Here is a 26,874-nt window from a genome sequence, read left to right on the forward strand (position 1 = left end):
CAACATCAAAAGTAAAAAGCGGAACCCGCCGGGGCACGTGCGCCGGTGCGGTGCCGACGATGGAGACATTGCATGAGCAGCATCGATTACCAGCGCCTGACGTTCGATTACCGGCCTTGCGCAGAACAGTCCGGCAACGCCGCAGGTGAGATCCACCCGGTCATCGTGGTCGGCGCGGGGCCGGTGGGACTGGCCGGCGCCATCGACCTTGCGCAGCAAGGCGTGCCCGTGATCGTGCTCGACGACGACTGCACGCTCTCGGCCGGCTCACGCGCCATCTGTTTCGCCAAGCGTACGCTCGATATCTTCGACCGTCTCGGCTGCGGCGAGCGCATGGTGCAAAAGGGCGTGCGCTGGAACGTCGGCCGCGTGTTCCTGCGCGATCAGGAGGTCTACAACTTCGATCTGCTGCCCGAAGCGGGACACCATCGCCCGGCGTTCATCAATCTTCAGCAGTACTACGTCGAAGGCTATCTCTACGAGCGCGCACGCGAACTGCCGAACATCGACATCCGTTGGAAGCACAAGGTCGTCGGACTCACCCAGCAGGGCACGCCCGGCACGCCTGAGGCGAGCGTCACGCTCACGGTCGAGACGCCCGACGGCGAGTATCAAACCAGCGCACGTTACGTCGTGGCCGCCGACGGATCGCGCAGCCCCGTGCGCAAGTTGATCGGTGTGGACACCCACGGACGCACATTCAAGGACCGCTTCCTGATCGCCGACGTGAAGATGACGGCAGACTTCCCGACCGAGCGCTGGTTCTGGTTCGATCCGCCGTTCCATCCGAATCAATCCGTGCTGCTGCATCGACAACCCGACAACGTGTGGCGCATCGATTTCCAATTGGGATGGGACGCCGACCCGGCCGTCGAGAAGACGCCCGAGCGCGTGATCCCGCGCGTGCAAGCCTTGCTCGGCCCGGACGCCAAATTCAGCCTGGAGTGGGTCAGCGTCTACACCTTCTCGTGCCTGCGCATGGACGACTTCCGTCACGGTCATGTGCTGTTCGCCGGAGACGCCGCGCATGGTGTGTCGCCGTTCGGCGCGCGCGGTGCGAACAGCGGCGTGCAGGATGCGGAGAACCTCGCGTGGAAACTGGCGCGGGTGCTCGCCGGTCAGGCGCCGGATACGCTGCTCGATACTTACGCCCGTGAGCGCGAATTCGCCGCCGACGAAAACATCCGTAACTCGACGCGCTCCACCGATTTCATCACGCCCAAGAGCGCTGTCTCGCGGGTCTTCCGCGATGCCGTGCTGACGCTCGCCCGCGATCACGCGTTTGCGCGTCAGTTGGTCAACAGCGGGCGGTTGTCCGTGCCCGCCGTGCTGAGCGAGTCGACATTGAATACGCCGGAGCGCGACACGTTTGCGGGACGCATGGTCCCGGGCACGGCCTGCGTCGACGCGCCGCTCGTCCGGCATGGGCAGGACGGCTGGCTGCTGCCTCGCCTGGGCGGGCGCTTTGTCGCACTCGTATTCGGTGCGCCGGCGTCGCTCGATGCGGCATCGCTCGCGGGCCTCGACGCCCTCGCGAACGGCAGCGTGCCCGTCGTGTCATTGTTCGTCACGCCGGATGCCGAAGCGGCGCAGGACGCGCGCGGCGAACCCCATAGCGTCTGGCACGACGCGCAAGGCCTGGCGGCCCAACGCTATGACGCCGCGCCGGGAACGGTGTATCTGATTCGTCCGGATCAACACGTGTGCGCGCGGTGGCGCAGCGTCGACGCGACGGCGATTGCCGCCGCGCGCGAGCGCGCCTTGGGACGTACCGCCCCGGAAGTCGCGCCGATGCAATGCGCGGCCTGACGTGCCTCCGGCCAAACGCATCGACCACATCCCGATCCCATCGATCCCGCAGTAAGGAGCCCCTTCATGGCACTCGATACACAACCGCGTCTGACGCGTCCGGACGACTTCTACGAAGCCCTGATCGACATGCACCGAGATCTCGACGAGGCGCAAAGTCAGGCCGCCAACGCGCAACTGATCCTGCTGCTCGCCAACCAGATCGGCGATCACGACACGCTGCTTTCGGCGCTTCGGCTGGCGCGCGCTGGCGCACTGGGCACCGCGACGAGTGGTTCGACGGACGGTCCGCACGCGTGACACAAGCAAAGGCGGGGCGCCCGGCCATCGGGCGCCCCGCGTTGTTCGACGCGAGACCGCGCAAGCAATGCGCGTGCGGGCGTTACACCACCACCATCTGCGAAATCTTCTGCGCCGCCGCCAGCAGGGGAGCGAGGAATGTGGCTTCCATTTCCGCTGCCGACGTCCGGTTGGCCTGACCACTGACATTCATCGCCGCGATCACCTGCCCCGCGCGATTGCGAATTGGCGCAGCGATCGAAATCATCCCCTCTTCCAACTCCTGATCGACAATGGCCCACCCTTGGGCGCGCACGTCGAGAATGCGTTGACGCAACGTGTCGATATCCGTCACCGTGCGGCGCGTGTGCTGACGAATGTCCGCGCGACGCAAGGCGGCGTCGAGTTCGTCGTCGGGCAACGCCGAGAGCATGACGCGCCCCATCGAGGTACACCATGCCGGCAGACGGCTGCCGATCGACAGGTTGATCGACATCACCTTGCGCACCGGCACGCGCAGGACATAGACGATGTCGTCGCCATCGAGCACCGAGGCGGAACTGCTCTCATGCACTTGCTGCACCAGCGCCTCCATGAACGGCTCGGCCAGATTCCACAGCGGCATCGACGTCAGATACGAGAAGCCGAGGTCGAGAATACGCGGCGTGAGCCGAAACAGGCGCCCCTCACTTCGCACGTAGCCCAGCGCTTCGAGCGTGAGCAGAATGCGTCGCGCCCCCGCACGGGTGAGGCCCGACGCCTGTGCGACTTCCGAGAGCGTCTGCGCCGGACGCGTCGCGTTGAACACCTTGACCACGGCCAACCCGCGCGCAAACGACTGCACATAGGAGTCACCCGGTTTCTTGTCGGTGGGGTCGGTAGCGTCGTTGGGCACGGGTGTCATGGAAAAGGCGGATGGCGAAAGGCAATGGAACGGCAAGCGTAATGGATTTGTGTCGCCGGTTCCACCGCACGACACACGCCACCGCGTCGCCTGCGCCAGACCGGCGTTCCCCCCTCGGGCCGACCCTCGCTTGACGGCCGACAAGAGAAGGCTTACGCTGTTCTTATAGCGAATATATGTTCGCTATAAGAACATTGTGAACCAGACGATGCCGCCTGACAAGTCGCCGTCGCCGGGAGACACTCAACAAGGGTCACGGGCGCGAGTCCGCCAGCCCGATGGAACTGCCCAGGAGGCACGTGTGATCAACAAGATTTACGATTCGCTCGCCAGCGCGGTGGCCGACGTTCACGACGGCGCGACGATCATGATTGGCGGCTTCGGCAATGCCGGGATGCCCTCGGCGCTCATCGACGCCCTGATTGAGCAAGGCTCGCGCGAACTGACCATCGTCAACAACAATGCCGGCAACGGCGAGACTGGCCTCGCCGCCCTGCTGGGTGCCGGGCGCGTGCGCAAGATTATCTGCTCGTTCCCGCGCCAGACCGACTCGCAAGTGTTCGACGCGCTCTACCGCGCGGGCAAGATCGAGCTGGAACTCGTGCCGCAGGGCAATCTGGCCGAGCGTATTCGCGCCGCGGGCGCCGGCATCGGCGGCTTCTTCACGCCGACCGGCTACGGCACGCTGCTCGCCGAGGGCAAGGAAACGCGCGTCATCGACGGCAAGCCGTACGTGTTCGAACTGCCGATCCACGCCGACTTCGCGCTCATCAAGGCGCTCAAAGGCGACCGCTGGGGCAACCTCGTGTATCGCAAGACCGCGCGCAACTTCGGCCCGATCATGGCCACGGCGGCCAAGTGCGCCATCGTTCAGGTGAATGAAGTCGTCGAGCTTGGCGAGCTCGATCCGGAAGCCGTGGTGACGCCCGGCATCTTCGTTCAACGCGTTGTCGCGGTGCCTGGCGCCGCACGCGCCTGATCCCCATCTGATTTCGGAGCACGACATGAACCGACTGACCCGCGACCAGATGGCCGCCCGCGTCGCCCAGGACATTCCCGACGGCGCCTACGTGAACCTCGGCATCGGCTTGCCGACCGCTGTTGCCAATCACTTGCCTGCCGAGCGAGAGATCATTCTCCAGAGCGAAAACGGCGTGATCGGCATGGGCCCGGCCCCCGCCAAGGGCGAAGAGGACGAAGACCTTATCAACGCCGGCAAGCAACCCGTCACGCTCAAGCCGGGCGGCGCCTACTTCCACCATGCCGATTCGTTCGCGATGATGCGCGGCGGCCACCTCGACTTCTGCGTGCTCGGCGCGTTCCAGGTCTCGAAGACGGGCGACCTCGCCAACTGGCACACCGGCGCTCCCGACGCCATTCCAGCCGTCGGCGGTGCGATGGATCTCGCCAGCGGCGCCAAGCAGGTGTTCGTGATGATGGAACACCAGACCAAGCAGGGCGATAGCAAGATCGTCGAGCAGTGCACTTATCCGCTCACCGGCGTGGGTTGCGTCACGCGCATCTACACCGATCTGGCGGTGATCGATGTCGCCCCCGAGGGCCTGCGCGTCGTCGAGATGGTCGACGGCCTCACGCTCGACGAACTCCAGCGTGTGACCGGCGTGACGCTGCTGCCCTCGCCGGCCGTTGCCTGACGCGACACCCCCATCGCCGGGACATCGCCTGATGTGACCCGGCGTTTTTTCATCTGCGAGACTCCCTGCGCGAGTTTCGATTCGGCTGAGGTAGACCCATGAGTGAAGTCTTTATCTGCGACGCGATTCGCACCCCGATCGGCCGCTACGGCGGCGCGCTGTCCTCCGTGCGTGCCGACGACCTCGGCGCCATTCCGCTCAAGGCGCTCATGGCGCGCAACGGCGGCGTCGACTGGACGCAGGTCGACGACGTGATCTTCGGCTGCGCCAACCAGGCCGGGGAAGACAACCGCAACGTGGCGCGCATGTCGTCGCTGCTGGCCGGCCTGCCGCAAGACGTGCCGGGCGCCACGCTCAACCGCCTGTGTGGTTCGGGCATGGACGCCATCGGCACCGCCGCGCGCGCCATCAAGGCGGGCGAAGCCGGTCTGATGATCGCCGGCGGCGTGGAGAGCATGAGCCGTGCGCCGTTCGTGATGGGCAAGGCGGCGAGCGCGTTTTCGCGTCAGGCGGAGATTTACGATACGACCATCGGCTGGCGTTTCGTCAATCCGCTGATGAAGGCACAGTACGGTGTGGATTCGATGCCCGAGACGGGCGAGAACGTCGCGACCGAGTTCGGCATCAGCCGTGAAGATCAGGATCGCTTTGCGGTGCGTTCGCAGGAAAAGGCCGCACGCGCCCAGGCGGACGGCACGCTGGCCCAGGAAATCACGCCGGTGTCCATCGCCCAGAAGAAGGGCGAGGCGATCGTGGTGGATCGCGACGAACATCCGCGTGCAACGAGCATGGAAGCGCTCGCCAGACTCAAGGGCGTGGTACGCCCGGATGGCACCGTGACCGCCGGTAACGCTTCTGGCGTCAACGACGGCGCCTGCGCACTGCTGTTGGCAGACGAGGCGAGTGCGGCGCGCTTTGGCCTGACGCCGCGTGCCCGCATTCTGGGCATGGCGACGGCAGGGGTGGCACCGCGCATCATGGGCATCGGTCCGGCTCCCGCAACGAAAAAACTGCTCGCTCGGCTCGGTATGTCGATCGATCAGTTCGATGTGATCGAACTCAACGAAGCGTTTGCGAGCCAGGGCCTGGCCGTGCTGCGTCAGCTCGGCGTGGCCGACGATGACCTGCGCGTCAATCCGAACGGCGGCGCCATTGCGCTGGGCCATCCGCTCGGCATGAGCGGCGCACGTCTGGTGACGACGGCGATGTATCAGCTCCAGCGTACGGGTGGTCGCTTTGCGCTGTGTACGATGTGCATTGGGGTCGGCCAAGGCATCGCTATCGCCATCGAAGCGGTGTAATCCCACCACACCGCCTGTGTTTCAGGGCCGGGCGTGCGTGCGGGACTCGGTAAGTCCCGCCACGCCTCGCCCGGGTCCCGTCGGCATGATCGATGCCGGTCGGGACGCGTCTGCCCTCAATCTCCTTCCGTCCTTCCTCAGGTTCCCCTGACCGTTCAGACAGCCTTGGCGACGTCGCGCATGACGGCGTCGAAGAACGTTGCCTGCGCGTCCGCTTCGCTGCGGGCATACGCGCGGTTGATGCCGCTGATCACTGCCCGAATCGATGCGGTCGTCAGATTCGCATCGATGCCCACGCCGAAAGCACTGCCCACGATGGCGTCGCCAGCCATTTCCGCGATGGCGATCGCGCGGGCGTCGGCCCCTTGCGTGAGCGCGCGCTCCTCGTAGTGCTGGACACGCACAGGCGTGCGCATGGCGTGCATCAGCGCATCGAGCGGTCCGTTACCGGTGCCCGAGACAGTCGTGCGCTGACCGTGAATGTCGACCGTCACGGCGATATGCTGGCGGCCGTCTCGCTCGGACAGCGTGTGACCAACGTACGCGACCGGCTCGCTCGACGCCACGTATTCCTTCTGGAACAGTTGCCAGATCTGCGACGCGGTGACTTCGGCCCCCGTCTCGTCGGTGTAACGCTGTACGGCTGAGCTGAAATCGACCTGCAGGCGACGCGGCATCTGCACGCCATACGACTGCTCGAGCAGATAGGCGATGCCGCCCTTGCCCGACTGGCTGTTCACGCGAATGATCGAGTCGTACGTGCGGCCGAGATCGCTCGGGTCGATGGGCAGGTACGGCACTTCCCAGACGGCGTCAGGTTTTTGCGCGGCCAGGCCCTTCTTGATGGCGTCCTGATGCGAACCGGAGAATGCGGTGAACACCAGGTCGCCGACATACGGATGACGCGGATGCACGGGCAACTGCGTGCATTCCTCCGACGTGCGGGCGATCTCGTTGATGTTCGAGAAATCGAGGCCCGGATCCACGCCCTGCGTGTACAGGTTCAAGCCGAGGGTGACGAGGTCGACGTTGCCGGTACGCTCGCCGTTGCCGAAGAGGCAACCTTCGATGCGATCGGCACCGGCCATCACGGCCAGCTCGGCCGCGGCCACCGCCGTGCCGCGATCGTTGTGCGGGTGTACCGAGAGAATCAGCGAATCGCGGCGCGCGAGGTGACGGTGCATCCACTCGATCTGGTCGGCGTAGTGGTTCGGCGTGCCGATTTCCACCGTGGCCGGCAGGTTGACGATGCACTTGCGCTGCGGCGTCGGTTGCCACACGTCGAACACCGCGTCGCACACGTCCTTGGCGAACTCGAGTTCGGTGCCGGTGAACGTCTCGGGGCTGTATTGCAGCGTCCATTGCGTGTCCGGCGCGGCGTCGGCACAGCGTTTGATCGTCTTGGCCGCAGCCACGGCAAGCGCCTTCACACCGGGCTGATCGAGGTTGAAGACGATGCGGCGGAATTCGGGCGCGGTCGCGTTGTAGAGGTGGACGATGGCGCGCGGTACGCCCTTGAGGGCGGCGAAGGTGCGCTCGATGAGGTCGTCACGGGCCTGCGTGAGGACTTCGATGGTGACGTCGTCGGGAATGTGACCGCCTTCGATCAGTTCGCGCACGAAGTTGAAATCGGTATCGGACGCCGACGGGAACGCCACTTCGATTTCCTTGAAGCCAATGGCGACGAGCGTCTTGAACATGCGCATCTTGCGCTGGGCATCCATCGGCTCGAACAAGGCCTGGTTGCCGTCTCGCAGATCGGTGCTCATCCAGATCGGGGCACGCGTGATGGTGCGGCTCGGCCATTGTCGGTCGGGGATATTGACCGGGGTGAACGGGCGGTACTTCGTGGCGGGGTGCTTCAACATGGCGTAGTCTCAAGGGTCGGCAAAAGTGGCAACCGGACGACGCATGAACGCAGATTAGCTACGACCGCCGGTTGGAGGAACCGGGGCTCAGATCGGCGTAACTGGGGAAAATCAGCGGTGCTTCAGAGAAGTCTTCAGACGATGCACGCGCGCAGCAACGGACCAAGCCCGGTGGAGCGGGCTAGTAGTCGTAGCGAGAGGGAGAATTGCGCGGTGATCATGGCCCTCATGAAATCACAGAGTTTCGGACGCTGTCAACCATGATGTGTTGTCTCATGACATTTCCCTCGTGGGCCGGCACGCACCGGCGCGGTCGTCGTCGACCCGCGGCCCCGGGGATCGGGCGCCTCGTCAGGGCGTGAGCGGCACGGCCGAGGTGCACTTGATCTCGTCGAGACAAACGCTCGACTTGACGGCACTCACCCCGGGAATCCGCATCAGTGTATCGAGCAGAAACTCGGACAGCGCCTTCAGATCACGGGCCACGACCTTGAGCACGTAGTCGATATCCCCCGTCACGGAAAAGCACTCTTGAATCTGTGCCAGCTCCGCCACCAATCCCTTGAAATTCGACAGGTCGCGGATATGACCGCGCTCCATCGTCACGTGGACAAAGGCGACCACGCCAAAGCCGAGCCGCTGCGCGTCGAGCCGTGTGTCGTAGCCCTTGATCACCCCCGTCTCCTCGAGCCGCCGGTGACGCCGCAACGTCTGAGCAGGCGACAGCTTGATCGCCTCGGCCAGCTCAAGATTCGAAATTCGCCCGTGCGACTGCAATACCCCCAGCAACCGGACGTCGATTCGATCGATCTCGATGTCATGCACTTTTATCTCTCCTTAGGCACATATCACGAAATATTAGTGCAAAAACTAGGGTTTCCCTAACACCGTTACGAAATCCTATTTTGCGGTGTCCCCCTTACACTGAGCGCGGTAAAACGTCGCACGTGCGTGCCACCTTCCCACTATTTCAGGGATTACGGCGAGCGGAACGGGCCCGCCGGTTTATCCCAACCCGACGGTCGACAAAGCGCAATTTTGTTGCACTTTCCGCCGTCACCCGGCGTTCGACGAATCTGACACTTTATCCATCACCTGACCCAGCCGAGACGATCATGGCCGACCTGTTTGACAACCCGATGCAACTGATGGGCTTCGAATTCGTGGAATTCGCGTCGCCTACCCCGAATGTCCTCGAACCCATTTTCGAGCAGATGGGCTTCACGCTGGTGGCGCGTCACCGTTCGAAGGACGTAGTGCTGTACCGCCAGGGCGACATCAACTTCATCGTGAACCGCGAGCCGAACAGCGAAGCGGCCTACTTCGCCGCCGAGCACGGCCCGAGCGCCTGCGGCATGGCATTCCGCGTGAAAGACTCGCACAAGGCCTACGCCCGTGCACTGGCGCTCGGTGCGCAGCCGGTAGAGATCGAGACCGGCCCGATGGAGCTGCGTCTGCCCGCGATCAAGGGCATCGGCGGTGCGCCGCTGTATCTGATCGATCGCTTCGAGGAAGGCAAGTCGATCTATGACATCGACTTCGAATTCATCGAGGGCGTCGACCGTCATCCGGTCGGCCACGGCCTGCGTCTGATCGACCACCTGACGCACAACGTTTATCGCGGCCGCATGGCCTATTGGGCCAGCTTCTACGAGAAGCTGTTCAACTTCCGCGAGATCCGCTACTTCGACATCTCGGGCGAATACACGGGCCTGACATCCAAGGCCATGACCGCGCCCGATGGTAAAATTCGCATCCCCCTGAACGAGGAATCCGCCAAGGGCAGCGGCCAGATCGAGGAATTCCTGATGGCCTTCAACGGCGAAGGCATTCAGCACATTGCGTTCCTCACCGACAACCTGCTTCAGGTGATCGACAACCTGCAAATGGCCGGCGTCGAGCTCATGACCGCGCCGAACGACTTCTACTACGATGCGCTCGAGACCCGTCTGCCCGGCCATGGCCAGCCGATCGGCGAACTGAAGTCGCGCGGCATTCTGCTCGACGGCACGACCGAAGGCGGCAAGCCCCGCCTGCTGTTGCAGATCTTCTCGAAGACGCTGCTCGGCCCCGTGTTCTTCGAGTTCATCCAGCGCGAGGGTGACGACGGCTTCGGCGAAGGCAACTTCAAGGCGCTGTTCGAATCGCTCGAGCGCGATCAGATCGAGCGAGGTACGCTCAAGGTCTGAGTCCGGGGGAGACACGATCGTCGGCACAGTCCGACGATCCCAAAGGACACGGCGACGGCGTCATAAGCGCTGCGCCGTGGCGGCTCAACGGTTCCGGTTCGTTCGCACAGAACGAAACAGAGAAGCGCGCCGCATGGCAATGAAGGTAGGGTAAGGAACAGACATGTCCGCCAATGCACCACAAGAAGGCTCGCTCCACCGCGGCCTGAAGAATCGTCACATCCAATTGATCGCGCTGGGTGGCGCGATCGGCACCGGCCTCTTTCTCGGCATCGCCCAAACCATTAAGACCGCCGGCCCGTCAGTGCTGCTGGGCTATGCCATTGCCGGCGTCATCGCGTTTTTCATCATGCGCCAGCTCGGCGAAATGGTCGTCGACGAGCCGGTCGCCGGCTCGTTCAGCTACTTCGCCAACAAGTATTGCGGGCATTTCGCGGGCTTCGTGTCCGGCTGGAACTACTGGGTGCTCTATGTGCTGGTGTCGATGGCCGAACTCTCGGCCGTGGGCATCTACGTCCAGTACTGGTGGCCGGCCATTCCCACGTGGGTTTCGGCCCTCGTGTGCTTTGGCGTCATCAACGCCATCAATCTCTCCAGCGTGAAGTCGTACGGCGAGATGGAATTCTGGTTCTCCATCATCAAGGTCGCCGCCATCGTCGGCATGATCGGGTTCGGCGGCTATCTGCTGTTCTCCGGCAACGCCGGCCCTGAAGCCAGCGTGACCAACCTGTGGCGACACGGCGGTTTCTTCCCGAACGGCGTATCGGGCCTCGTCATGGCGATGGCCGTCATCATGTTCTCCTTCGGCGGACTGGAACTGGTCGGCATCACCGCGGCGGAAGCGGACAACCCGTCGCACACGATTCCGCGCGCGACCAACCAGGTCATCTACCGCATTCTGATTTTCTACGTTGGCGCGCTCGGCGTGCTGCTCTCGCTGTACCCGTGGGAGAAGGTGGTATCCGGCGGCAGCCCGTTCGTGCTGATCTTCCACGCACTGAACAGCAATGCCGTGGCCAACGTGCTCAACGCGGTGGTATTGACCGCGGCACTATCGGTCTACAACAGCTGCGTGTACTGCAACAGCCGCATGCTCTACGGTCTGGCCGGTCAAGGCAATGCGCCGCGTGCGCTGCTCAAGGTCAACCGTCGTGGCATTCCGCTGCTGGCGCTGGGCGTCTCGGCCGCCGCGACCGCCGTGTGCGTGGTGATCAATTACTTCATGCCCGGCAAGGCGTTCGAACTGTTGATGGGGCTGGTCGTGTCGGCCCTGATCATCAACTGGGCGATGATCAGTGTGATCCACCTGGTCTTCCGTCGTGCCAAGGCGCGCGCGGGCGAGACAACGCTGTTCAAGAGCCTCGGCTACCCGCTCACGAACTACCTGTGCCTGGCGTTCCTCGGCGGCATTCTGGTCGTGATGTACCTGATTCCGGACCTGCGCATTTCGGTCTACCTGATCCCGGTGTGGCTGGTGGCGCTCGGCATCGGCTATCGGGTGCGTCAGAAAACAAACCGCGTAGCCCCGATTCAGGCCAGGGCGGCACGCTGAGGTCCCCCCGCTCAATGCTGACGGCCACCGGCGGCAGCGGGTCGCAACGCGTCGCGGTCTCGCCTCGGGGACCAACCACCCGGGGCGTACCCAGCGATACCTCACTAGCGGTATCATCAACTGTTTGGCGCCGTCGGGGCCGCCGGAGCCGCACCGACGGTCCGGTGGCCCCCAGCCCGCATTCCACCGACTTTCTCTCGTTTTTCCAGGAACCGCCATGTTCGAACATATCGATGCCTATCCCGGTGACCCGATCCTCTCGCTCAACGAGAATTTCGCCAAGGATCCCCGTACCAACAAGGTCAACCTGAGCATCGGCATCTACTACGACGACGATGGCCGCCTTCCGGTCATGCAGGCTGTGCGAGAGGCCGAAGCGCAGTTGCTCGGCGAGGTCGGTCCGAAGCCGTACCTGCCGATGGCGGGGCTCGCCACCTATCGCGACGCCGTGCAAGCGCTCGTGTTCGGCGACGACTCGCCGGCACGCGCCGACGGTCGCATCGCTACGGTGCAGACGCTCGGCGGCTCGGGCGCGCTCAAGGTGGGCGCCGATTTCATCAAGCGCTACTTCCCCGGCGCGCAGGTCTGGGTGAGCGATCCCACGTGGGACAACCATCGCTTCATCTTCGAGCGTGCCGGTTTCACCGTGAATACGTATCCGTATTACGACGAAGCCACCGGCGGCCTGCGTTTCGACGCGATGGTCGACGCCATCGACAAGCTGCCTGCGCGTAGCGTGGTGCTGTTGCACGCGTGCTGTCACAACCCGACCGGCGTCGATCTGAACGACGCGCAGTGGGTGCAGCTGATCGACGTGCTCAAGAAGCGCGAGTTGTTGCCCTTCGTCGATATGGCGTATCAAGGCTTCGGCTCGGGTCTGGACGCCGACGCGTTCGTGATTCGCGAACTGGCCCGTCAGGGCGTGCCGGCCTTCGTCGCCAACTCGTTCTCGAAGAACTTCTCGTTGTATGGCGAGCGTTGCGGCGGCTTGTCGGTCATCTGCGAGTCGGCGGAAGCGGCGGATCGCGTGCTCGGTCAGCTCACGAGCGCGGTGCGTTCGAACTACAGCAACCCGCCGACGCACGGCGCGAAGATCGTGGCCAAGGTGTTGAGCACGCCGGCACTGCGCAAGTCGTGGGAAGCCGAACTCATGGCCATGTGCCAGCGCATTACGCGCATGCGCGGCGCGATTCACGACGGCCTTCGTGGACACGTCCCCGAGACGATGCTCTCGCGCTACCTCGAGCAGCGCGGCATGTTCACGTACACGGGGCTGTCGGCGACGCAGGTCGATGTGCTGCGTGACACTTACGGCGTCTATCTGATCCGCTCGGGCCGCATGTGCGTGGCGGGCCTCAACGAGAAGAACGTGGCGGTGGTGGCCGACAGCATTGCCAAGGTGCTGAGCCACGGCTGAGCGTCGCTCGATACCGGAAGCTCCACGAAAAGGGACGGCGCGTGCCGTCCCTTTTTCATTCCAACGCGGCGTGCTTGACGCGCCGCGCCGCACCGCAAGCTTTTCCGCCGTCTTTCGTCATCCGCGTTCCGTGGCGAGGTACCGCCACGACAGCCCTACCCCATCGCGCACGACCTTGCCCGCCGAGCCCTCGGGAAAGTGGGCTGGGAACACCGTGGTTCCGGCGTCGAGCGCCAGATCGAGCAGCCCGCGGCGAGACTCGCCGGCCTGAACCGGATCGAGACAGAACGCCGAACACCACTCGGGACGATAGACCTGCACGGGGCTGTGCATGACATCGCCGGAAAACAACGCGGTCTCCCCGCGAGACGCGATCGAGATGGCCATGTGCCCTGCGCTGTGGCCCGGCGTCGGCAGAAAGCGAATGCCGTCGAGCACCTGCTCACCGGCGTCGGGCACCTCATGCACAAGACCGGCGTCGAGCAGCGGCAACACGCTGTCCTCGAACACCATTCGGCGTGCGGCACCCGGGCCGGTGTCAAAGAACTCGCGCTCGCGCCGGGCGAAGACATACGTGGCGTTGGGAAAGACCGGCACCCAGCGCTCTCCTTCGCGAAAGGTGTTCCAGCCAACGTGATCGACGTGGAGGTGTGTATTGAACACGTAGTCGACCCGTTGGCGATCAAACCCCGCGGCGCTCAAGCGCTCCAGCACCGGGTTGGACAAGCGGTCGAACAACGGACTGAAGGCGCGCATCTTGTCATTGCCGATGCCGGTGTCGACGACGATCGTCAAGCCGGCGAACTCCACGATCCAGAGATGCGTTTGCAATGCGACGCGTCCATTCGAGTGATCGAACGAGGCCGGCGAGAGCCTTGTCGCGAGATCGGCCCCGGCCTCGGCTTTCCAATCGGGGAACAGTCGCGGCGCGGGCAACGCAAACGCGGTCTCGAAGATGCCCGTGATTCGGGCGGATCCCACATGAAAGACGGGTACAGACGGCGTCATGTTCGAACTCCAGGACGTTATCCAGAAGAATAAGCTGCGTATGCAGTGACCGGCGCATCACTCGCTACCGGATGCCAATGCCACCGCGGCGCGGCGCGTGGCAAGCGCATAGCAAAGGAAGCTGGCAATCGCCGCGACCGTCCCCACCAGCGCAAGCGCCGTGCCCAGACTACTTGCCGTTCTTCCAAGGTGCTCGTTGATCGCGCCAACCGCAAACGGCCCCACACTGCCGCTGATGGCATTCGTCATGAAGACGAGCAGCGCGATCGCCCGACCACGCATCCGGTTCGGCAGCGCGATCTGAAGCGGAACAGGCGCGAGCGCCATGGCGATGCTGGCGGCGAACGCGCATACACCATACAGCACCACTGCCGCCAGACTATGGCTCATCAGCGGCATCGCAAACGCGGCAGGAATCAGAATGGCCGCGCCGCCCGTGGACAGCCCCAGTACCCGGCGCAGCGCACTGCGATCGGTCGCACGCGCGGCGAGCAGGCCCGCACACACCACACCGAGCACGCCCCCCAGCATGTACGCGGGCGCCGCAAGTTCGCCGACCGTCCGGGCGTCGAGCTGAAACGTGCGCATGAGTAGCGCCGGAAACCAGGCGGCATGGGCGTAAAAAAGTGTGATCAGCGCCACATACGCCGCGAAGTACGGCAGGCAGAAGCGATTCCTGACGAAGAGTTCTCGCATCACCTCCCGCATCGACGGCAGGTCGTCCTCGTCGGCGGCGCCGGCACCTCCGAGACCGCGACGCGCCGGCTCACGCACCGTGAACAACACCAGGGCGCTGAGCAGGAAACCTGGCAGACCGACGGCAACGAAAACGGACTGCCACGGCGTCAGCCCATGGGTCGCCAGCCAGGCGCTCGCGGTGTGATCGCTGCTCAGGGTGAACAGAAAGCCGCCACCGAACAATGCCAGCCCGCCACCGACATACGGCCCCAACATGAAGATGCTGCTGGCGCGAGTGACCTTTCGCGGCGCGAAGAGATCGCTGAAGATCGACAGCACGGCAGGGCTGAGTGCCGCTTCCGCCACGGCCGTCCCGGCGCGCGCGAACAACAGTTCCGTGAAGTTGGTCGCAAACCCGCACAGCACGGTCGATGCCCCCCAGATGGCCACACAGGCCGCGATCAGCTTCACGCGATTGGCGCGGTCGACCCAGCGGGCCACGAAAACCCCCGCCGTGGCATAGCACATGGTGAAAGATATCCCTTGCATCAGACCGATCTGCACGTCGGTGAGCCCAAGCGTTTGCTTGATCGGCTGCACGAGAATGCTGACAACCTGACGGTCGAGATAAGAAAACGCAAAGCAAACGAAAAACAGCAGCACCACGTAACCGTAATAGCCGGCACGTTCGTGTTGCTCATTTGCCGGCGTGGCAATGATGGCGGGTTGAGCGCTCATGAGAATGTCCTGTTTGACATGCAATGTGTCGAGATGACGGAGGCGGGGATCGGCGCAGTACGCGTCAGTCCCAGTGACTGTCGCTGGCGAGCAATGCGATGCAGTCGCCCGGTTCCACTCGGGCGAACGTGCGCATGCACATCACCGTGCCATCGCTGCGGAAGGCGATTTCGCGGGGTGCCTCCCACGGGGCGTGCGGATCGAACAGACGCCCCGCCAGTTGCCCCTCGCGCACGTCGTCGCTCAGCCGGAACGCGGGCTCAAAGACTCCGCCCCGCGGCGCGTAGACGTAATGCCTCGGCCCCTGCACCGCCATGACGCGGGTGTCGTGCGACGGTGCCGGGCCGTCCTCCGACGTGACACCCAGCGCGCGCAGAACGCGTTGCAGACCGGCTTCGACGATGGCGAGGTTGGCGGCGTCGCAACCCGCGCCACCACCAAATTCGCCGCAGAGAAATAGTTTGTCGTGGCGTTGCGCCGCAGCGCCGAAGGTGCGGTCTTCGCCGAGCAGATCCATGACCATCGTGTACGGGGCACCGAAGGCGCGAACCAACTGCAGATAGCTTGTGCGGCGCACGGCATCGACGGGCGGCGCGGCCAGCAAGGTCGGCGTGTGGTCGAACGACGCCCCGCCAGCGTGCAAGTCGATCACGACGTCGGCACGGGGCAGCAACTCGGTCTCGACGTAGTGCGCGATCATCTCGGTCGGCGACCCGTTACGCGCGCCGGGAAACAGCCGGTTCAGGTTGCCCTTGTCGATGGGCGACGTGCGCGTGCCGTTCGCGAACGCCGGAAAATTAAGCCCTGGAATCACGATCAAGCGGCCGCGAATCGACATGGCGGGCAGGCGCCGCATCAGCTTCATCAGAGCGATGGGGCCTTCGTATTCGTCGCCATGATTGCCGCCCGTGAGCAGCACCGTGGGCCCCGTGTCCGGGCCCGCGTTCAGCACGGCGACCGGAATCGGGACATGGCCGTAAGCAGACCGGTCGTGAGAGTAAGGCAAGCGCAGCGTGCCGGTCTGAAGACCGGTGCGCTCGTAGTCGATATCGGAAGCGATCAGGGAAGCAGAGTTGTGCATGACGAGAGAGTGAAAAGCCAGGCGACGCCTAGGGTGAATTCACTATCGCAGACGCAAAAATGCTTGACCAATGCCGTTCATTGACCTGGGTGATGCCTCAAACGCATCGCCCGAAGCCGCGGCGGTTGCCGCCGCATTTCGTGGTCCCCGTGGTCGTCAAGCCGCCTGAACGGTCGCCAACTGCTCGATGAACCGTTGCAGGGCGGGCTGCGGCGGATGCTGGGCCGAGTGACAGAAGGCCAACGGCAGCCGCACCGAGAGATCGCGAATGGCGGCAAAACGCACGCGTGCCGGCGGCCGGTCGCGGTTCGCATCGTTGACGATCGCCAGCCCGACACCCGCAGACACCAGCGACAGGATCGCCGCCTCGGTCGATACTTCCTGACGAATGTCGAGCGTCAAGCCACGCTCGGCGCATGCGGCGATCAAACGATCGTAGTACGCGGGATAAACCGCGCGCGGAAAGGCCACGAAGGGGTGCGCGCGAAGCGACGCGATGTCCACGTCTCCCTCGCGCCCCAACGGCCAGTCTGCCGGCACTGCGAGGACGACATCGTGTTCGAGCAGGGGCACCTCGGCGCATCCTTCGCGCAACGCGCCGAAACGATAACAAAACCCGCCGTCCAGCGTGCCAGCCGCGATGGCGTCGAGCTGCTCGGGCGTGTTCATCGGTATCAGTTCGAGCGCCACGTCTGGCGTGGCGCGCTGAAAGGCATTGAAGGCGGCGGGCACCAGACCATCCCAGGACGCGTTCTCGACAAAGCCGATGCGCAACCGGCCGGTGACGCCCGACGCGAGGCGCCGTGCGGTACGGTTCGCGCTTTCGACACGGGCGAGGATGTCACGGGCTTCAGCGAGATAGGCCGTTCCGGCAGCGGTCAGCACGAGGCCGCGCGCCGTGCGCGTGAAGAGCGCCGCCCCGATGGTCTCTTCGAGATCCCGGATCTGCCGGGAGACGGCCGGTTGCGTCACATGCAGAATTTCGGACGCCGCGCGCACGCTCAACTGCTCTGCCACCGCAATGAAATATCGAAGATGCCTGAGTTCCATGGTCTGGCCGAGGAAGGTGCTTCGTGTCTCGCCTGCGCAGACAGCCTCCGCGCGACGGGTCGAAGTGCGAGCAGTCTACCGGAAAAGCCCGACGCCACCGCGCCCGGCAAGCCTGGCGACTTGGCGGTATATTGGTCGTCCCGCGGCGCTGCGCGTCGCTCCAACACGAACGCATCGATCCTCATGTCCGATCTATCCGCCGATCTGTCCCAGTTTCCCATCACGCGCAAGTGGCCTGCCGCGCACCCCGAGCGTCTGCAACTGTATTCGCTGCCCACCCCCAACGGCGTGAAGGCCTCGATCATGCTCGAAGAAATCGGGCTGCCTTACGAAGTGCACCTGGTGAACTTCTCGACCGACGACCAACTCTCGACCGAGTTTCTCGCGCTCAACCCCAACAACAAGATTCCCGCGATCCTCGATCCCAATGGCCCCGACGGCAAGCCGATGCCGCTGTTCGAGTCGGGCGCGATTCTCTGGTATCTCGCCGAGAAGACCGGCAAGCTGCTGCCCGCCGATCCGGCCGCGCGTTACGAAACGCTGCAATGGGTGATGTTCCAGATGGGGGGCGTGGGGCCGATGTTCGGTCAGGTCGGCTTCTTCCACAAGTTCGCGGGCAAGGACTTCGAAGACAAGCGTCCGCGCGACCGGTACGTGAACGAAGCGAAGCGCCTGCTTGCCGTGCTCGACGCGCGCCTGGCGACACACCGGTGGATCATGGGCGACGAGTACACGATTGCCGATATCGCTACGTTCCCGTGGGTGAGAAACCTCGTCGGCTTCTACGAGGCGGGGGAGCTGGTCGGCTTCGACCAGTTCAAGCACGTGCGACGCGCGCTCGACGCGTTCGTTGCGCGTCCCGCCGTGATTCGAGGCCTCGACATTCCGAAGCGCTCCGCCTGAGCACCCGGATCAGGCCGGAATGTCGATGCGACGATCGGCCTGCGAATGTGAGCAGGGATGCGTTTAGTTGCGCTCACGCCGGACGTCGGACAAACGATCCGGCGGGCTCGATGCGCCCCGCACGAATTACGGCGGGGCAGGCCCCGATGCGGCTGGCGTCGGGCGCGACGGCGTCACGAACTGCGTCGCCGGCGACGGTAAGCCGCCCGCCGAGCCGGACGGCAGCGCCGCACCGTTCGACGACGCCGCGCCCGGGCCGTTCCACTCGCCCGGTACGCCCGGAATCGTGGTGCCATGCGGCGTGCTCGCGGGCAGACCTGACTCGGGCTGCGCCAGCACGGCCGACGCGACCGGCACCGGCAGCGGCCCGCTATCGCTCGCGGCGGCGGGCGTGGCGCCCGCGGAAGCGGGCGCAGGCGCCGCACGCTTCACCGGGGCTTTCGCCTTGTGCGCCGGTTCGGGCGTCTTCGTGAACAGCCCCGTCACCCAATCCGAGACGCGCGTCCACCCGTCGCTATACCAATGGTGGTTATCCGGCGCTTCGAACTTCGCATTCGCATCGATCACCTTCGAGCGCAAGGCGCGCGAGAACACGTCGCCGACGATCGGCAACGCGCTGTGCGCGCCCTGCCCCCAGTAATCGCTGCGCAGCGTCACGCGACTGTCGTTGAAGCCGACCCACGCCCCCGCCACCAACTGGGGCTGCATGAGAATGAACCAGCCATCGGCATTGTCTTGCGTCGTGCCGGTCTTGCCCGCCACATCGGCGCGAATGCCGAAACGTGTGCGAATCGCAGTGCCCGTGCCGCGATTGATGACTCCCCGCAGCGTATCGAGCAACGTGTAGTCGTCGTTCACGGAAAGCGCTCGCTCGGCGCGCGCGGGTGAGAACGTGGCGAGCACGTCACCGTCGCTGTTCGTGATCTCGGTGACCATCGTCGGCTCGCGATACTCTCCGCCATCCGCGATGGTGCCGTATGCGCTCACCATCTCCTTGAGTGAGACAGGGCTCGTGCCGAGCGCCAGCGACGGCACCGGATCGAGCTTGCTCTCGCGCACGCCCATTGCCCGCGCCAGGCCGGCCACACGCGACGGCCCCACGTCCTGCATCAGTTGTGCCGTGACGGTGTTGCGCGACTGCGCCAGCGCGTCGCGCAACGTCATGGGCTTGTTGGTCGGCGCGGTGTCGTCGCTCGGTCGCCAGATCTCGCCGCCCGCAAGCGGAATGTCGACGACCTGGTCGACGATGGTGTCATCCGGCGTTCTGCCCTTGACGAACGCGGCGCCATACACGAAGGCCTTGAATGTCGACCCCGGCTGCCGCCGCGCCTGCTGAACGTGATCGAAGGGATCGGTCATAAAGTCGCGGCTGCCGACCCACGCGCGAATTTCACCCGTGCGCGGATCGAGCGCCAGAAAACCGGCTTGCACCCGGGTCTTCGTCGCGCGCAGATTCTGCATGAACGTCTTGTCGGCGAGCAGGCGCTTCATCGCCGCGTCCGGCGCCTCTCCTCCCGCCACCGCGTTGCGATACTCCGCCGATTCGCGCACGAACGCATGCACCAGCGCCGCGCTGTCGCGCCAGCCACCGCGTGCCGACCAGTTCGCGTCGGCAATACTCTGCAGTTGATTGGCCTGATGCGTGAGCGCCTGCGTGGCCATCGTCTGCAAGCGCGAGTCGATGGTCGTATGCACGACGAGGCCGTCGGAATAAATGTTGTAATCGTGACGATCGGCCCAGCCGATCAGCCACTTGCGCAATTGCTGGGCAAAGTGCGGTGCGGGCCCGGGCTCCTCGGTCTGCCGTTCGAAGTTGATGCGCAGCGGGCGTTTCTGCAACGCGGGGAGCTTCGACGCATCGAGCCCTCCGAACTTGACCATCTGGGCGAGCACGGTATTGCGACGTTGCAGCGCACGCTCCGGGTTGATCACCGGGTTGTAATAGCTGTTGCCCTTGAGCATGCCGACGAGCGTGGCGGCTTCGAGCAAATCGAGCTGGTCAGCCGACTTGTCGAAGTACGTGCGCGCGGCCATCTCGATACCGTACGCGTTGTACAGGAACGGCACCGTGTTCAGGTATGTCTCGAGAATCTCAGGCTTGGTGTAAAGCGCTTCGATTTTCAGAGCGGTGATCGCTTCCTTGAGCTTGCGCGTGAGCGTGGGCGCCCGGCCGATCTCGTCCGGATACAGATTGCGCGCGAGCTGCTGCGTGAGGGTCGACCCGCCCTGCCGGTCGCCGGAGAACGTGTGCAGCGCCGCCGATGCGGTGCGCTTCAGGTCGATGCCATGATGCTCGTAAAAGCGGTGGTCTTCCGTCGCAACCAGTGCCCTGACGACGTTCGGAGATACGTCTTTCAACGGCACCCATTCACGGTTCGCCGGCCGGAATTCGGCAAGCAGCTTGCCGTCGGCCGACAGCACCTGCGCCGGTCGGTCGATCCTGGCGCGCCGGATGTCGCGGATGCTCGGCGTGAATGGAATCAGGATCAACGTGTACGCGACAAGCAGGCACGGCAGCGCCGCGACGGCGATGAGCACGCCCCGGCGCGTGGGGTGACGCACGTGAAACCACGCACGGGCCGCATACGGCTGCAGGGGTTGCGCGAGACGCAGACCATGCCGGCCCGTCTGGGCGATGGCATGCAACAACGACGAGAACAGCGACGAAATCGGGCGCTTCACGATGGGGGATGGCGTGGCAAAGTCCGCATCCTACCAAAACCGACGGACGAACCCGGCAAGCTCAAGGCACGATCGGCGCCGGCGAGTCCGGTTCGAGCTTGCGCCACACGAAGCCGATATGCTCGCGCATGATGCGGCGCGCCGCTTCGGGCTGGCGGGTACGGATGGCCTCCCACAGTGCAAGATGGTGCGCGAGGATGGTTTCCGACGCCTGCTCGCGCAGATCGAACAGCCCCGAGTTGTTGAGTGAGATGTGCTCGTGGAGCATCTTGGTCACGCTGCCTTGCAGGTGTCGAAGCATCGCATTGTGCGACGCGTTCGCGAGCGCCGTATGAAAATCACCGTCGAGCCGTGACTCGCGCACCGTGTCGCCGCGCTCGTGCGCGTCGACCAGTCCATCGACCAGTTCGGACAGGCGCGCAAGATCTTCATCGGTCGCCCGCACGGCCGCCAGATAGGCGGTGGTGCCCTCCAGCATCAGGCGAAACTCGAGCATGTCCGGACGCAATTCCGGATGATCGCTCACGAGTTGCCGCCACGGCGAGATCAACCCCGTCTGCAGACGATCCGAGACATACACGCCCGACGCGGCGCGCGTCTTGAGCAGGCCGCGGGCAACGAGGCGCTGAAGCGCGGCGCGCACCGTCGAGCGTGCCACGCCCAGCGACAGCGCCAGCGCACGCTCAGACGGAATGCGCTCGCCTGGCGCCCATACGCCTTCGATCAAACGGGTCTCGAGTTCGCGTGTGATGCGCTCGGTCAAAGTGGGACCGCTCACGGTGACGTCTCCTGCAATCGGACAGATGCGTGCGTCGATGGCGACGCGGCGCCCAAGTTGCGACACACGAGCACCTCGATGCCTGGGCGTGCGTCGTCGGCGCGTGTTTTGCCTATGCCGCGATTTTGCCCTGTCGGCTCGCATTCACAGCAACTGGTACGACCAGTTTGCCCGAACGTTTCACGGGTGTCGATCATCGCGTCAGCCGGACGACACGTCCGTGCCAACCGTCGTGCCAACCGCCATTCAGACGCGGCCGCGCGCACGGCGACACCGCCTGACCAAGCCTTATAGCAATCGATCACCAAATCGAGGAGACGCAAGTGGAAGTGTGGGTACAGAACTACGTGCCGGGTGGCACGCTATGGATCGCGGCGCTCATGGCCGCGCTACCGATCATCGTATTCTTTGTCGCCCTGGCGGGACTGCGCATGAAAGCGCATGTCGCGGGCGCGCTGACCGTTGGGATCGCACTGATCATCGCCGTCGCTTACTTCGGCATGCCGGCCAGAATGGCCGCCATGTCCGCCGTGTATGGCTTCGCTTACGGTCTGTGGCCCATCGCCTGGATCATCATCACTGCGGTCTTTCTTTATCGTGTGGTCGTCAAGACCGGACAGTTCGACATCATTCGCAGCTCGGTGGTCTCGCTGACCAACGACCAGCGGCTTCAGATGCTGCTGATCGGTTTCTCGTTCGGCGCGTTTCTTGAAGGTGCGGCGGGCTTCGGCGCGCCGGTGGCCATCACCGCCGCGCTGCTCGTCGGCCTCGGCTTCGAGCCGCTGCGCGCCGCAGGCCTGTGCCTGATCGCCAACACCGCGCCCGTAGCCTTCGGTGCGATGGGCATTCCGATCATCGTGGCGGGTCAGGTGAGCGGCATCGACGCATTCCATATCGGCGCAATGGCCGGACGCCAACTGCCGCTGCTCTCCGCCTTCGTCCCGTTCTGGCTCGTATTCATCATGGACGGCAAGCGTGGCGTCAAGGAAACGTGGCCTGCTGCGCTTGTGGCGGGGGGCAGTTTCGCCGTCGCGCAGTACTTTTCGTCGAACTATATCGGACCGGAACTGCCGGACATCATCTCGTCGCTGTTCTCGCTCGTGTGCCTCGCCAGCTTCCTGAAGGTGTGGCAGCCGAAGACGTCCGCCGCGCGGGCCCATTCCGGCGTGTCGATGTCGGGCGGCAGCGCAGCCCTGGGTGGATTCGGTGGTCTTGGTGGCGGATCGGCGCACGGCGCGACAGCGTCGCCCTACTCCGCCGGCCAGGTCCTGCGTGCCTGGTCGCCGTTCCTGATCCTGACCGGCATGGTCACGATCTGGAGCCTCCCCGCCTTCAAGGCACTGTTCGCCGCGACAGGCCCGCTGGCGTGGACCGTGCCCTCGCTGCACGTGGCCGGGCTCGACCGCCTGGTGTCCAAGGCCGCGCCCATCGTCGCCAAGACAACCCCGATGGACGCCATCTTCAAGTGGGATGCCCTCTCGGCGACGGGCACGGCGATCTTCATTGCGGCACTGCTCTCGATGGCCCTGCTGCGCATGAAGCCTGTCGACGGTGTGAAAAGCTTCTTCGAAACCGTCATGGCGCTGAAGAAGCCCGTGCTGGCCATCGGTCTCGTGCTGGCGTTTGCATTCGTCATGAACTATTCGGGCATGTCGACGACGCTTGCGCTGTTGCTCGCGCACACGGGCGCGGCGTTCCCGTTCTTCTCGCCGCTGCTCGGTTGGCTGGGGGTGTTCCTGACCGGTTCCGACACGTCGTCCAACGCGTTGTTTGCGAGTCTGCAAAGCACCACCGCGCAGCAGATCGGTGTGTCGAACACGCTACTCGTGGCCGCGAACACCACCGGCGGCGTGACCGCCAAGATGATTTCCCCGCAATCGATCGCGGTGGCTTGCGCGGCCACCGGCCTGATCGGCAAGGAAGCCGATCTGTTCCGCTTCACCGTCTGGCACAGCCTGATGTTCGTCTTGCTCGCCGGTGTGATGACGCTGGTGCAGGCTTACTGGCTCACGGGGATGCTGGTGCATTGAGTCGGTCGTCGTTGTAGACACTCGCCGTGGCGCCGATTGTGTGCCGCGGCGAGTGTGTCGTCCCCTGTTGGAGAATCCCATGAAAGCGGCCTTGTTCGTCCCCTGTTTCATCGATGCCCTGTTTCCCGAAGTCGGCATCGCCACGCTGGAGTTGCTGGAGAAACTCGGCGTGAGCGTCGATTACCCGCGCCGTCAGACCTGTTGCGGACAGCCGTTGGCCAACAACGGCTGCGAAGCCGACGCCGCGGGCGCCGAGTCGCTCTTCGTCGACAACTTCGCCGGTTACGACTACATCGTGGCGCCGTCGTCGAGTTGCGTGCATCACGTGCGCAAGCACCTGAGCGCAGCGGGCGAGTCGGAGCGCACGGCCGCCGTTCGCGCCAACACCTACGAACTCACCGAGTTTCTCCACGATGTGCTCAAGGTCCGCCACTTTCCCTGGGCCGAGTTTGCGTACACCGTCGGGCTGCATAACAGTTGCAGCGCCATCCGCCACCTGCATGCGGCGTCTGCCAGCGAGATTCCCGGCGAGCCATGGTCGAAGGCACGCACGCTGCTCGACGGCGTGCGCGGCATCCGCTTCGCGGCGCCGCGTCGTCCCGACGAATGCTGTGGCTTCGGCGGCACATTCTCCGTGTCCGAGCAGGCCGTCTCGGTCAAGATGGGGCAGGACAAGGTGCAGGACCACCTCGACGCGGGCGCGCAGTTCATCGTCTCCGCCGACATGTCTTGCCTGATGCATCAGAAAGGTTGCGCGGCACGCGCGCAGACACCGATGCGCTTCCTGCATATCGCTCAAGTCCTCAATGGCGTCGACCTCGACACCCTCGCGCCGGCGGCGCATGCGCAGGTGACGGCATGAGCCGGGCCGAGCGCGTGAATCACGCCAGACAGGCTGAGGCGTTTCTCGCGAAAACCGCGCACGTGGCATTTCACGACAAGCGCCTGTGGGATCTGCGGATGAAGCGCGACGCGCAGGCCGCCTCCATTGGCGAGTGGGAAACACTGCGCACGCTCGCGTCGCAAATCAAGGAACACACGCTCTCGCGATTGGGAGACTACCTCGACCAATTCTCGACACAAGCCGAAGCCAATGGCGTAAAGGTTCATTGGGCGCTCGACGCCGCGGCGCACAATGCCATCGTCCACGGCATTCTTGCGGCGCATGGCGTCAAGACACTCGTCAAGAGCAAGTCGATGCTCACCGACGAATGCGAATTGCGCGAGTATCTCGAACCGCGCGGCGTCGAAGTCATGGAGACCGATCTTGGCGAGCGCATTCAGCAGCTCGACAAGCAGCCGCCGTCGCATGTGGTCGTGCCTGCTGTGCACAAGCTGCGGGGCGACGTCGCAAAGCTGTTCGGCCGCACGCTCGGCACTGACCCCGACAACGACGACGTGCACTATCTGGCCGAGAGTCAGCGTCAGACCACGCGTCCGGCGTTTCTCGAAGCGGGCGCCGGCATGACCGGCTGCAACTTCGCCGTCGCGGAAACCGGCACGGTCGTGGTGTGCACCAACGAGGGCAATGCCGATCTGTCGGCCAACGTACCGCCGGTGCACATCGTGTCCATCGGCATCGAAAAGCTGATTCCGCGCACGGCCGACCTCGGTGTTTTCATCCGCTTGTTGTCGCGCAGCGCCCTCGGGTCGCCCATCACCCAATACACGTCGCACTTTCGCGCGCCGCGTCCGGGTACGGAGATGCACTTCGTCATCGTCGACAACGGCCGCTCGGCGCGTCTCGCGATGGACGACTTCTGGTACTCGCTCAAATGCATTCGCTGCGGGGCCTGTATGAATACGTGTCCGGTCTACCGACGCAGCAGTGGCCTGTCGTACGGCAGCACTTACGCAGGGCCGATCGGCGCCATTCTCAATCCCGCCTCCGACCTCAAGCGCTACAGCGCGCTGCCGTTCGCATCGACGATGAATGGCAGTTGCACCAACGTCTGCCCGGTGCGCATCAATATTCACGAGCAGTTGTACAAGTGGCGGCAGATCGTGGCAGAGGAAGGTGAATTGCCCCGCGTCAAGCGCAGCCTGATCAAGGTCGCGGGCAAGCTGCTCGCCAATCCGGTGCTGTATCGCACATCGATCAAATCGATGAACGTCGCCCTGCACCGTCTGCCGAACCTGGTGCTCTACAACCCCCTCAACACGTGGGGCAAGGGGCGCGATCTGCCCGACGCCCCTACCCAGACCTTCCGCGACTGGTACGACGCCAATCGAACATCGCGCGACGCGACAAGCAAGGAGACGCCATGAGCACGTCCCGCAACGAATTTCTCGCGCGCGTGCGCGCCGCGCAGCGCGTATCGCTGCGTGATGACGAACGGACTGTCGACGGGGCGTACGAACCGTTTCCCTTGCCCGTACTGCCGGTCTTCGAGACACCCGAGGGCGACCGGTGCGAGCGCTTTGGCCTGAATCTCGTTGCGATGGGCGGCAAACTCGCGACGCTCGACCACGCGCGTGAACTGCCTGCGTGGCTTGCCGAGCGGTTTCCCGGCGTGACGCCCGTCACCGCAACGGCGGAGGCCGCCTCGGCGGCACCGCTTGACGTCGCGCGCGCGCCGGCATCGCTGCATGACGTCGACGTCGCCATCGTGCGTGCGCGCTTCGGCGTTGCGGAGACCGGCTCCGTCTGGCTCTCCGAGCAGGAGTACGGAGTGAACGCGCTCGGCTATCTCGTGCAGCATCTCGTGGTGTTGCTCGACCCACGCGACATCGTCGATGGCCTGCAGGACATCTATCGATTGCCCGACTTTGCGTCGGCGCGTTACGCGGTCCTCGTCACCGGACCGTCCGCAACGGCCGATATCGAAGGCGTGCTGATTCAAGGCGCCCAGGGCGTGCGTTCCCTCACGGTAGTGTTGCTGCCTCGCGACTGAATGCGTCCCAACGCAGCTCGGCGCCGCGACGCTTTGTCGCACAGCGCCCCTGCGTTCT

At 64.5% G+C, this 26,874-nt stretch carries 22 protein-coding genes; 13 read left to right on the forward strand and 9 right to left on the reverse strand.

What is annotated here, in order from left to right; all coding sequences use genetic code 11:
- Positions 1-72 precede the first annotated feature (72 nt).
- Together PanNE5_RS03605 and PanNE5_RS03610 are read left to right on the forward strand one after the other, a co-directional pair.
- Positions 73-1,809 (forward strand): FAD-dependent oxidoreductase, encoded by a 1,737-nt coding sequence (locus PanNE5_RS03605; protein WP_017233073.1) that lies wholly within the window; start codon positions 73-75, stop codon positions 1,807-1,809.
- Between the two features lie 66 nt (positions 1,810-1,875).
- The gene (locus tag PanNE5_RS03610) at positions 1,876-2,109 is read left to right on the forward strand and encodes a DUF2783 domain-containing protein (RefSeq protein WP_150562356.1); all 234 of its coding nucleotides are present in this window, start codon (positions 1,876-1,878) and stop codon (positions 2,107-2,109) included.
- 82 nt (positions 2,110-2,191) lie between these two features.
- Here PanNE5_RS03610 and PanNE5_RS03615 read toward each other — a convergent pair whose 3' ends face one another.
- Positions 2,192-2,992: an IclR family transcriptional regulator gene (locus tag PanNE5_RS03615; RefSeq protein WP_017233075.1), complete on the reverse strand. Its 801-nt coding sequence runs from the start codon at positions 2,990-2,992 to the stop codon at positions 2,192-2,194.
- Between the two features lie 301 nt (positions 2,993-3,293).
- On the opposite strand from PanNE5_RS03615, the gene PanNE5_RS03620 reads away from it, so the two are divergent.
- From PanNE5_RS03620 to pcaF, 3 genes are all read left to right on the forward strand, one after another.
- Positions 3,294-3,971: a 3-oxoacid CoA-transferase subunit A gene (locus PanNE5_RS03620; protein WP_150562355.1), complete on the forward strand. Its 678-nt coding sequence runs from the start codon at positions 3,294-3,296 to the stop codon at positions 3,969-3,971.
- Positions 3,972-3,996: 25 nt separating this feature from the next.
- A complete protein-coding gene (locus tag PanNE5_RS03625; RefSeq protein WP_017233077.1) occupies positions 3,997-4,647 on the forward strand; it encodes a CoA transferase subunit B in 651 nt (216 codons plus the stop codon).
- A gap of 98 nt (positions 4,648-4,745) precedes the next feature.
- Complete coding sequence (pcaF, locus tag PanNE5_RS03630; RefSeq protein ID WP_150562354.1) at positions 4,746-5,948, forward strand: 3-oxoadipyl-CoA thiolase; 1,203 nt, start codon at positions 4,746-4,748, stop codon at positions 5,946-5,948.
- Between the two features lie 155 nt (positions 5,949-6,103).
- Here pcaF and leuA read toward each other — a convergent pair whose 3' ends face one another.
- Positions 6,104-7,816 (reverse strand): 2-isopropylmalate synthase, encoded by a 1,713-nt coding sequence (gene leuA / locus PanNE5_RS03635; protein WP_150562353.1) that lies wholly within the window; start codon positions 7,814-7,816, stop codon positions 6,104-6,106.
- Positions 7,817-8,167: 351 nt separating this feature from the next.
- Positions 8,168-8,641, reverse strand: coding sequence for an Lrp/AsnC family transcriptional regulator (locus PanNE5_RS03640; protein ID WP_261939248.1), 474 nt, complete (start codon positions 8,639-8,641; stop codon positions 8,168-8,170).
- Between the two features lie 290 nt (positions 8,642-8,931).
- Here PanNE5_RS03640 and hppD point away from each other — a divergent pair, with 290 nt between their 5' ends.
- The 3 genes from hppD (at position 8,932) to PanNE5_RS03655 (ending at position 12,974) form a co-directional block, all read left to right on the forward strand.
- Positions 8,932-10,005, forward strand: a complete 1,074-nt coding sequence (gene hppD, locus PanNE5_RS03645) for a 4-hydroxyphenylpyruvate dioxygenase (protein WP_261939249.1) — start codon at positions 8,932-8,934, stop codon at positions 10,003-10,005.
- A 163-nt stretch (positions 10,006-10,168) separates the two neighbouring features.
- Complete coding sequence (locus PanNE5_RS03650) at positions 10,169-11,557, forward strand: amino acid permease (RefSeq protein ID WP_017233081.1); 1,389 nt, start codon at positions 10,169-10,171, stop codon at positions 11,555-11,557.
- Between the two features lie 217 nt (positions 11,558-11,774).
- Entirely contained in the window at positions 11,775-12,974 is a 1,200-nt protein-coding gene (locus tag PanNE5_RS03655; protein ID WP_017233082.1) for an aromatic amino acid transaminase, read from the forward strand.
- A 117-nt stretch (positions 12,975-13,091) separates the two neighbouring features.
- On the opposite strand, the gene PanNE5_RS03660 is transcribed toward PanNE5_RS03655, so the two are convergent.
- The 4 genes from PanNE5_RS03660 to PanNE5_RS03675 form a co-directional block, all read right to left on the reverse strand.
- Positions 13,092-13,982 carry an MBL fold metallo-hydrolase gene (locus PanNE5_RS03660; RefSeq protein WP_261939250.1) on the reverse strand — a complete coding sequence of 297 codons (891 nt, stop codon included), beginning with the start codon at positions 13,980-13,982 and terminating at the stop codon, positions 13,092-13,094.
- Between the two features lie 57 nt (positions 13,983-14,039).
- Positions 14,040-15,398, reverse strand: coding sequence for an MFS transporter (locus PanNE5_RS03665; protein ID WP_261939251.1), 1,359 nt, complete (start codon positions 15,396-15,398; stop codon positions 14,040-14,042).
- Between the two features lie 64 nt (positions 15,399-15,462).
- Entirely contained in the window at positions 15,463-16,479 is a 1,017-nt protein-coding gene (locus PanNE5_RS03670; RefSeq protein WP_261939252.1) for a succinylglutamate desuccinylase/aspartoacylase family protein, read from the reverse strand.
- A gap of 156 nt (positions 16,480-16,635) precedes the next feature.
- On the reverse strand, positions 16,636-17,529 hold the full coding sequence (locus PanNE5_RS03675; RefSeq protein WP_017233086.1) for a LysR family transcriptional regulator: 894 nt from the start codon (positions 17,527-17,529) through the stop codon (positions 16,636-16,638).
- 183 nt (positions 17,530-17,712) lie between these two features.
- Here PanNE5_RS03675 and PanNE5_RS03680 point away from each other — a divergent pair, with 183 nt between their 5' ends.
- Positions 17,713-18,432, forward strand: a complete 720-nt coding sequence (locus tag PanNE5_RS03680) for a glutathione binding-like protein (protein ID WP_039830110.1) — start codon at positions 17,713-17,715, stop codon at positions 18,430-18,432.
- Positions 18,433-18,558: 126 nt separating this feature from the next.
- Here PanNE5_RS03680 and PanNE5_RS03685 read toward each other — a convergent pair whose 3' ends face one another.
- The gene (locus PanNE5_RS03685) at positions 18,559-21,117 is read right to left on the reverse strand and encodes a penicillin-binding protein 1A (RefSeq protein WP_410007578.1); all 2,559 of its coding nucleotides are present in this window, start codon (positions 21,115-21,117) and stop codon (positions 18,559-18,561) included.
- Positions 21,118-21,175: 58 nt separating this feature from the next.
- Positions 21,176-21,892 carry a FadR/GntR family transcriptional regulator gene (locus tag PanNE5_RS03690; protein WP_150562346.1) on the reverse strand — a complete coding sequence of 239 codons (717 nt, stop codon included), beginning with the start codon at positions 21,890-21,892 and terminating at the stop codon, positions 21,176-21,178.
- Between the two features lie 323 nt (positions 21,893-22,215).
- Here PanNE5_RS03690 and PanNE5_RS03695 point away from each other — a divergent pair, with 323 nt between their 5' ends.
- The 4 genes from PanNE5_RS03695 to PanNE5_RS03710 all read left to right on the forward strand — a co-directional run bounded on the left by PanNE5_RS03695 (position 22,216) and on the right by PanNE5_RS03710 (position 26,816).
- Positions 22,216-23,922 (forward strand): lactate permease LctP family transporter, encoded by a 1,707-nt coding sequence (locus tag PanNE5_RS03695; RefSeq protein WP_017232547.1) that lies wholly within the window; start codon positions 22,216-22,218, stop codon positions 23,920-23,922.
- 79 nt (positions 23,923-24,001) lie between these two features.
- On the forward strand, positions 24,002-24,784 hold the full coding sequence (locus PanNE5_RS03700; RefSeq protein ID WP_017232548.1) for a (Fe-S)-binding protein: 783 nt from the start codon (positions 24,002-24,004) through the stop codon (positions 24,782-24,784).
- The gene (locus PanNE5_RS03705; RefSeq protein ID WP_261939253.1) at positions 24,781-26,190 is read left to right on the forward strand and encodes a lactate utilization protein B; all 1,410 of its coding nucleotides are present in this window, start codon (positions 24,781-24,783) and stop codon (positions 26,188-26,190) included. Before PanNE5_RS03700 ends, PanNE5_RS03705 begins: the two co-directional genes overlap by 4 nt.
- A complete protein-coding gene (locus PanNE5_RS03710) occupies positions 26,187-26,816 on the forward strand; it encodes a lactate utilization protein C (RefSeq protein WP_261939254.1) in 630 nt (209 codons plus the stop codon). Before PanNE5_RS03705 ends, PanNE5_RS03710 begins: the two co-directional genes overlap by 4 nt.
- Positions 26,817-26,874: the final 58 nt, after the last annotated feature.

This window comes from Pandoraea sp. NE5, from assembly GCF_024363545.1.
GTDB classification, from domain to species: Bacteria; Pseudomonadota; Gammaproteobacteria; order Burkholderiales; family Burkholderiaceae; genus Pandoraea; species Pandoraea cepalis.